At 38.8% G+C, this 6805-nt stretch carries 7 protein-coding genes and 2 pseudogenes; all 9 read left to right on the forward strand.

Annotated features, from left to right (window positions below; genetic code table 11):
* The first annotated feature begins 3 nt into the window (after positions 1–3).
* Positions 4–912, forward strand: a complete 909-nt coding sequence (locus I4641_RS05640) for a glycosyltransferase family 2 protein (RefSeq protein WP_229639495.1) — start codon at positions 4–6, stop codon at positions 910–912.
* Positions 913–927: 15 nt separating this feature from the next.
* Entirely contained in the window at positions 928–2259 is a 1332-nt protein-coding gene (locus I4641_RS05645) for a flippase (RefSeq protein ID WP_229639496.1), read from the forward strand.
* 101 nt (positions 2260–2360) lie between these two features.
* On the forward strand, positions 2361–3014 hold the full coding sequence (locus I4641_RS05650; RefSeq protein WP_229639497.1) for a double zinc ribbon and FHA domain-containing protein: 654 nt from the start codon (positions 2361–2363) through the stop codon (positions 3012–3014).
* A 76-nt stretch (positions 3015–3090) separates the two neighbouring features.
* Entirely contained in the window at positions 3091–3963 is an 873-nt protein-coding gene (locus I4641_RS05655) for a serine/threonine protein kinase (protein ID WP_229639498.1), read from the forward strand.
* 52 nt (positions 3964–4015) lie between these two features.
* Positions 4016–4264: pseudogene (locus tag I4641_RS24115) on the forward strand (DUF8807 domain-containing protein); the annotation flags it as partial.
* Between the two features lie 70 nt (positions 4265–4334).
* Positions 4335–4601: a type II toxin-antitoxin system TacA family antitoxin gene (locus I4641_RS05660; protein WP_229639499.1), complete on the forward strand. Its 267-nt coding sequence runs from the start codon at positions 4335–4337 to the stop codon at positions 4599–4601.
* Positions 4589–5095, forward strand: a complete 507-nt coding sequence (locus I4641_RS05665; RefSeq protein ID WP_229639500.1) for a GNAT family N-acetyltransferase — start codon at positions 4589–4591, stop codon at positions 5093–5095. The genes I4641_RS05660 and I4641_RS05665 overlap by 13 nt, the downstream gene beginning before the upstream one ends.
* A 39-nt stretch (positions 5096–5134) precedes the next feature.
* Positions 5135–5230 (forward strand): annotated as a pseudogene (locus tag I4641_RS05670) (transposase); the annotation flags it as partial.
* Between the two features lie 122 nt (positions 5231–5352).
* Positions 5353–6805: CHASE2 domain-containing protein (locus I4641_RS05675; RefSeq protein ID WP_229639501.1), on the forward strand; the 1453-nt coding region annotated here is incomplete at its 3' end.

Below are 6805 nucleotides of genomic sequence, written 5' to 3' on the forward strand. Positions count from 1 at the left end.
TTTATGGACAAATTTGTTTCGGTAATTATTCCCGTACTAAACAATATAGAAGGATTGTGCCAAACCCTATCGGCATTGGACAAGCAAACCTATCCGTCTCAATTATATGAAGTGATAGTTGTAGACAATGGTTCGAGTCAGGATCTCAAAAGTGCGATCGCCCAATTTGATCGAGCCAGACTCTCCTACGAAGAATGTCCTGGCTCTTACATTGCTCGCAATCAAGGTATTAGTATTGCTAAAGGGGAAATATTAGCTTTTACCGATTCGGACTGTATACCCGAACCAGATTGGCTGGCTAATGGGGTCAAATGTTTGTCTTCTGTAGATAATTGTGGCTTGGTAGCGGGCAAAATCAACTTTTTTTATCAAAATCCCCAACGCCCAACTACAGTAGAACTTTACGATCGCGCCACTTTTCTCAATCAGAAAAAATATATCGAACAATATCGCTATGGTGCAACCGCCAATATGTTTACCTGGAAAAAGGTCGTCGAAGAGGTAGGCTATTTTAATGGTGAGCTTAAGTCTGGGGGTGATAAAGAGTGGGGTCAAAGAGTATCTCGTCACGGATATATTTTGCTTTATAGTTCCGATACTTGTATTGCTCATCCCGCCAGATCTTCTTGGCAAGAAATTTCTCAGAAAATAGCTCGAACTAGAATGGGGGGTTATGAAGTAGATCGATTATCTAGCCAGAGCAAGTTGCTCTTTTATGGACGCAAATTACTCACAATTATTTGGCGTTTGAAACCCCCCACCAAGTCTGCTTTAGAGAAACTCAAGGAATGCGATCGTTCTTTAACAGTGATACAAAAAATCAAACTTTTAGGCGCGATCTTGGCGATTCACTATCAAGGAGCTTGGGTCGAAATCGAAATGTATTTTAAAAATCTCAAGTATATATTTTAATTAGTTAATTAATTAATGGCAAAATTCCTTACTTCCTGGGTTCCCCAAAAGCTCAAAAATCGTCTTTTCAAAAGCTTTGCTGGAGTGATGGGGTTGAAAATCGCAGCATCGGGGTTGGGTTTTATACTCAACATCTTCCTCGCTCGGTTTTTGGGGGTAGCGGACTTTGGAGTTTATACCTATGCTTTGGCTTGGCGCGATTTATTGATTATTCCCGCACTTCTGGGACTAGATACCCTAATAGTTAGAGAAGTTGCGGTATATCGAACCAAATCTGCTTGGGGTTTGTTGGGGGGTATTCTACGTTGGTCGAATTTTGTGGTGTTGGGAAGTTCGATCTCGATCGCCTTAATTGCGATCGCCATAGTAGCAAATTTGAACCTCGAAGTTCAATCCCAGATGTTCCTCCCCTTTTGTTTGGCGATGTCCCTGTTGCCCACTTCTGCCCTGCGAAACGTCCGTCTGGCAGCCATGCAGGGTTTGAAACTGGTATTTATGGGACTTTTACCAGAAATGATCTTTGTCCCTGTTTTGGTCATGGGTATATCGGGGGCTTGGTATTTATTGAGCGATCGCCATTTAACGGCTTCGATGGTATTGGGTTCGAGGATAATTGCGACTCTCATTACCCTTTTGATTGGCATTTACTTATTACAAAAAAATTTACCCCAAGAAGTAAAACAAGCCCAGCGGGAATACGATATAAAAGTTTGGCGGAGTAAGCTATTACCATTTATGCTTCTGGGGGGTATGTATGTGATAACTTCCCGCAGTGATACCCTAATGTTGGGAACAATTATCGGTGCAGAAGCTTCGGGTTTGTATAGTCCCGTGATTCGGGGAGTACAGTTATTGGCATTTGTTCTCACTGCGGTTAATAGCGTTTTGAGTCCTAATATAGCTGGCTTGTATGCACAAAATAAAAAACTAGAAATGCAGCAGGTAGTTACTCAAAGTTCCCGAATTATGCTTTTGGTTTCCCTTCCTCTGGCTGCTTTTTTTATTTTTGGCGGTCACTGGTATCTATCGTTGTTTGGGGCCGAATTTACTCAAGCAAGGTCGGCTTTAAGCATTTTGTGCTTGGGACAACTATTTAGCATTGCATCGGGTTCGGTGGGGGTTTTATTGACCATGACGGGTAACGAAAAATTCAACTTGATTGCTAGTACCCTCAATGTATTGTCAAATATTGTTTTAAACTGGTTTTGGATTCCTCTGTGGGGATTGAGTGGTGCTGCTGCTGCGACTGCGGTTAGCACGGTGCTAGTAAATATTTTTAAAGTTATATCCGTTCGCCAGCAAATAGGAATTGATTCGACAGCACTAGGTAAATTTAGCTCGCTTTAGAAGAAATTTTGAGGTCGAAAATATAGTGGCGCATTCAGTAATTTAGATTTAACCTGGAGTTATTTGTATTCATTGACAAAAAAAGTTAAAAAATTACTTTTATGTCCATTCTTTGTTCTAATTGCGATCGCGATAATCAAAAGGACGCACAATATTGTGATGCTTGTGGAGTAGAACTTTTGGCAGCTACTCTTTTCCACGAGGGCTTTCTTTCCGATGAAGAAGATCTTGACATAGAAATGTCAACCAAAGATTTATCGTCAAATTTAACCGAAAAATTAGACGAATTAGATGACACCATACAGCATAAGGTAGAAAAAAGTCTCAATCCCCCCGCACCTATGGGCTTACCAACCTGCTTAGAGTCTGACGAACCTGTTTCCTCTTCTCCTGTTAATTCTCCCCCCACTGCGGTGGAGTCACCCCAAGCAGCCTTGATTTGTCAAGATACAGACACCAGATATGAATTGCCTGTAGAAGAAACAACAATTAATATAGGCAGAGTCAACGAACAGTTTCCGATCCACATCGATTTGACTAATATTGCTCATGCCAGTCTAATTTCTCGGATTCATGCTTCAATTCATTGGGAACAAAATCGCTACTATCTTGAAGATGTAGGTAGTTCTAATGGTACTTGGTTAAATGGCAAGCCCATCAAACCTGGAACTCGATTTCGTCAGGAAATTCGCGATCGCGACACGATCGCTTTTGGTCGCAGTCAAACTGTTAAATTCACTGTCGAACTAAATTGAAAAACTAGCAAAAATACTATTAGTTACTATTAATAATTGCTGTAATTTTTTATCTATTTAACTACTTTTAACTAAAATGGTTCAAGCTTTACAATGTTGTCGTCCCAACCCTTCTTGCCTTCATTTCTGTCGTTTAGATGGACATTTGATTGCAGGTCAAGGAACTATTTGTAATCCCGATAATGGTTGGGAATATGAAGTGATTAAAGTTTTAGCCGTAGGAGGAATGGGAACTACTTATTTAGTTTATAGCCATCATCATCAAAAATTAGCCGTACTCAAAGAAATCAATAACGAGTTGGCACACAAAGCTAAAGTTAGAGAAATGTTTCAAAGAGAAGCCAGAGTACTCAATTCTCTTCATCATTCTGGTATTCCCCAATATTACGACTTTTTTGCTACTGACGCTCGCTATTCTTTGATTATGGAGTTGATTCACGGACAAAATTTTGCCCACGTTGAAGCTGAAGATACTAGACAAACTATCAATTGGTTTTTGGAACTCGCCAAAATTTTGGATTATTTACAAAAATGTCATCCACCCGTAATTCACCGTGATATCAAACCGAGCAATATTATTTTACGTAAAAATCCTCGCGATATCATCCTAATTGATTTTGGTGCAGTAAAAGAAGTAACTGCTCCTCCAGGGACCTGCATTGCAACTCCTGGTTATGGCGCGCCAGAACAAAGTTTGGGAAAAGCTTGTATTCAGTCTGATTTTTATGCCCTTGGTACGACTATGATTGCTTTTTTGACTAGGCTTTTTCCGAGTAATTTTTATGATGGGGTTCAACAAAAGTTTATTGGTTTAGATTTATTTGATGTCCATCCTATTTTGATCGAAGTTATTGATCGCCTGACGGAATATGCGCCAGAAAATAGACCCCAAAATGCAGCCGAAGTTATTGGTTTACTGGAAGAAGCAAAAGTAAATATAAGTAATTAATTGAGGAGTTAAGGGACTTGCAGATAAATAGAATCCCAGGCATTGTAGAAGACAGCTAATAATTCAAACCCTCGATAAACAGGGTGAAACTGGTGCAGCTATACTACTGGCTCAACTGGGAGACAAAGGCGAAATATGTCGAGATTTAGCCTATCGCCTGTATGTAATTTGCGACAGACAAGGTTGGACACAAGAGGCAATTTCTTACAATAGTTTGGTTACTTCCTGGTCAGAAATATCTCGTCTTGCTGCAATGGAACAACAGTTAGAAACAGTAGTTCAAGGAGAATTAGTAGTTTAGGCAAGGCGATCGATGGTTGCTTTTCCAGTTTTTTGTATATACAATGTGTGGTATAAACAGGAGAATAACTATGGCAACGGTTGAAAAACAAAAAGTAGTCAATCTGAGAATTGACGAAGTTAGGCGCAATTTAATCGATAAAGCAGCAAAGCTTCGGGGAAAATCTCGTACTGAGTTTATGGTAGACGCTGCCTACAAAGAAGCCGAACAAACTATTTTAGACCAGAAAATTTTCATTTTAGACGAAGCAGATTGCGAATATCTTTCTCGTACAGACCACAAACCTGACCCCAAATTAGTCAAATTATTTAAGAGTAAAAGCCCTTGGGAACAGTAAAATATTCGCCACCGCAGCGTATTTCAACAAAGCATATTGTAGAAAACTTTGACTGTGGTGAAATTTCTCTTAACGATTGGCTGATAAAACGCGCTCTTAAAAACGATCTAGGAGATGCTAGTAGAACTTATGTTGTTTGCTGTGATAACACAGTAGTAGCTTATTACTCTCTTCATTTAGGATGTATTCAACATTCGGTGGCGGTAAGAAAAATCAAGCCTAATATGCCAGACCCGATTCCAGCTATAGTTTTAGGCAGGCTAGCTGTTGATGAACTTCATCAAGGAAAAGGATTAGCCAGAGCTTTAATCAAAGATATGTTCTTAAGAGCAATTCAAGTTTCCGATCTTGCTGGCACTAAAGCCGTTGTAGTCAAAGCTCTCAACGATAAGGTTACAGCTTTTTATCAATCCTTTGGTTTTGTGCAGTCAAAAACCGATCTTCTTCTATTAATGAAAGCGATCGCCGAAGTAAGAGCCAGTTTGAACCAATAAAAGTAGAAATCAACTAAGAGTAATCCAAATATATAAATCATCCGAAGATTAATTGAATCAGTAGGCGCAAAACTAATTTATTTATCTCCCTACTCTCCAGAATTTTCGCCAATCGAAAATTTTTGGTCAAAAGTTTAGTTTTATAAATAAGCCCAGTTAAAAAAATAAGCGCGACGACAATATAACTATTTTTTGTTAAGGTTGTGCTGACAAAATACTGATAGTTAGTTTTAAGCTTAAATTATATAGAGAGGTTCATGAAGAAATCTCAGCAGCTAAATATAAAAAGAATTTCTATTGCGATCGCTACTAGTTTTTTAACATCTAGTCTAATAATTGGTTTGCGGGCAAAAGGTTTTTTTGAACAGGGAGAATTGTTAACCTACGATTATTTAGTTAGAGCGAATGCCCAAAAAGATCCAGACTCTAGAATATTATTAGTTGCTGTAGACGATAGCTCTCTCCAAAAGCTCAATAGCGATAAAGTTTCTGATGGAAGTTTAGCGAAAGCAATTAAAAATTTACAACAACATCAGCCGAAAGTAATTAGTATTGATATTTTAAGAGATATTCCCATTGGCGAGGGAAGAGAAGAATTAATCTCCTATACCAATAATTTATACGAACCCTTAGAAGGACAAATAAAACCAATTATTTTTTCTTGCGCCTTACCTTCTCAAGGCAGACAAGCAGGAATAGCACCGCCACCAATTATCGATCTTGATAGTGCTGTTGGTTTTGTTAACTTAGATGCAGACAAAGTTAATCTATTGGGGGGAGAAACTATCCGTCGTACGCCGATTTCTAGTATCCCCGTTGCCGAATCTTCATCCTCGCGATCGCCTAATTCAGATAATTTTGAAACTACCGAAGAACCCTTGTGTAATTCCCCTTTTTCCTTGGGTTTTTTAACAGCATTAAGTTATTTACAAACTGAAAATATTTTTATCGATACCGCAGAAATAATTCAAGGAAATATAGGTTTAGGAGAGACTAATTTTGCTACCTTAAAATCTAATGCAGGAGGTTATCACAATTTAGACACGGGGGTCTACCAGACGATCTTAGATTATCATCATCAACAGCCCGCAGAAGTTATTTCTCTAGCCAAAGTATTAGATAATAAAATTAATCCAGATTTAGTCAAAGACAAAGTAGTTTTGATTGGATACACCACTAAAAATGACATCCATCAAACCCCTTTTGGGACTAAACCAGGAGTATTAATTCATGGTTGGACTGTCAGCCAAATACTTAGCAATGTCTTAGATAAACGCCCTCAAATTTGGTATTGGTCAGAATTAATCGAGTGGCTATGGATATCTGGGTGGGGAGTTGTGGGAGGCTTAATTGCTTGGAAATTTCGCCCTACTTGGCAAGTATCAATGGGAGGAGGAATTGCTACTATAGTCTTATTAGGTAGTAGTGCGTTTCTCTTTACTCAACAAGGATGGATCCCCATCATACCATCTATTTTGAATTTGGCGATCGCAACTGTTTTCGCCAAATTTATACTTCCCAAATCTCAAACAAAACTAGTTGAATCCAATACATTCCCATCTCCTCAACCGACAGTTGTTGAATCAAACCAATCCAATACATCCCCATCTCCTCAACCAACATTTGTCGAATCAAATACAGTTGACCAATCATTACCTCAACCAACATTTGTCGAATCAAATACAGTTGACCAATCATTACCTCAACCAA

Source organism: Waterburya agarophytonicola KI4, assembly GCF_020640915.1.
In the GTDB taxonomy this organism is placed as follows: Bacteria; Cyanobacteriota; Cyanobacteriia; order Cyanobacteriales; family Xenococcaceae; genus Waterburya; species Waterburya agarophytonicola.

Excerpts from the sequence above, each read along its gene's own strand:
- I4641_RS05640 (WP_229639495.1), top strand. The coding sequence starts at position 4 with ATGGACAAATTTGTTTCGGTAATTATTCCCGTACTAAACAATATAGAA.
- I4641_RS05645 (WP_229639496.1), top strand. The coding sequence starts at position 928 with ATGGCAAAATTCCTTACTTCCTGGGTTCCCCAAAAGCTCAAAAATCGT.
- I4641_RS05650 (WP_229639497.1), top strand. The coding sequence starts at position 2,361 with ATGTCCATTCTTTGTTCTAATTGCGATCGCGATAATCAAAAGGACGCA.
- I4641_RS05655 (WP_229639498.1), top strand. The coding sequence starts at position 3,091 with ATGGTTCAAGCTTTACAATGTTGTCGTCCCAACCCTTCTTGCCTTCAT.
- I4641_RS05660 (WP_229639499.1), top strand. The coding sequence starts at position 4,335 with ATGGCAACGGTTGAAAAACAAAAAGTAGTCAATCTGAGAATTGACGAA.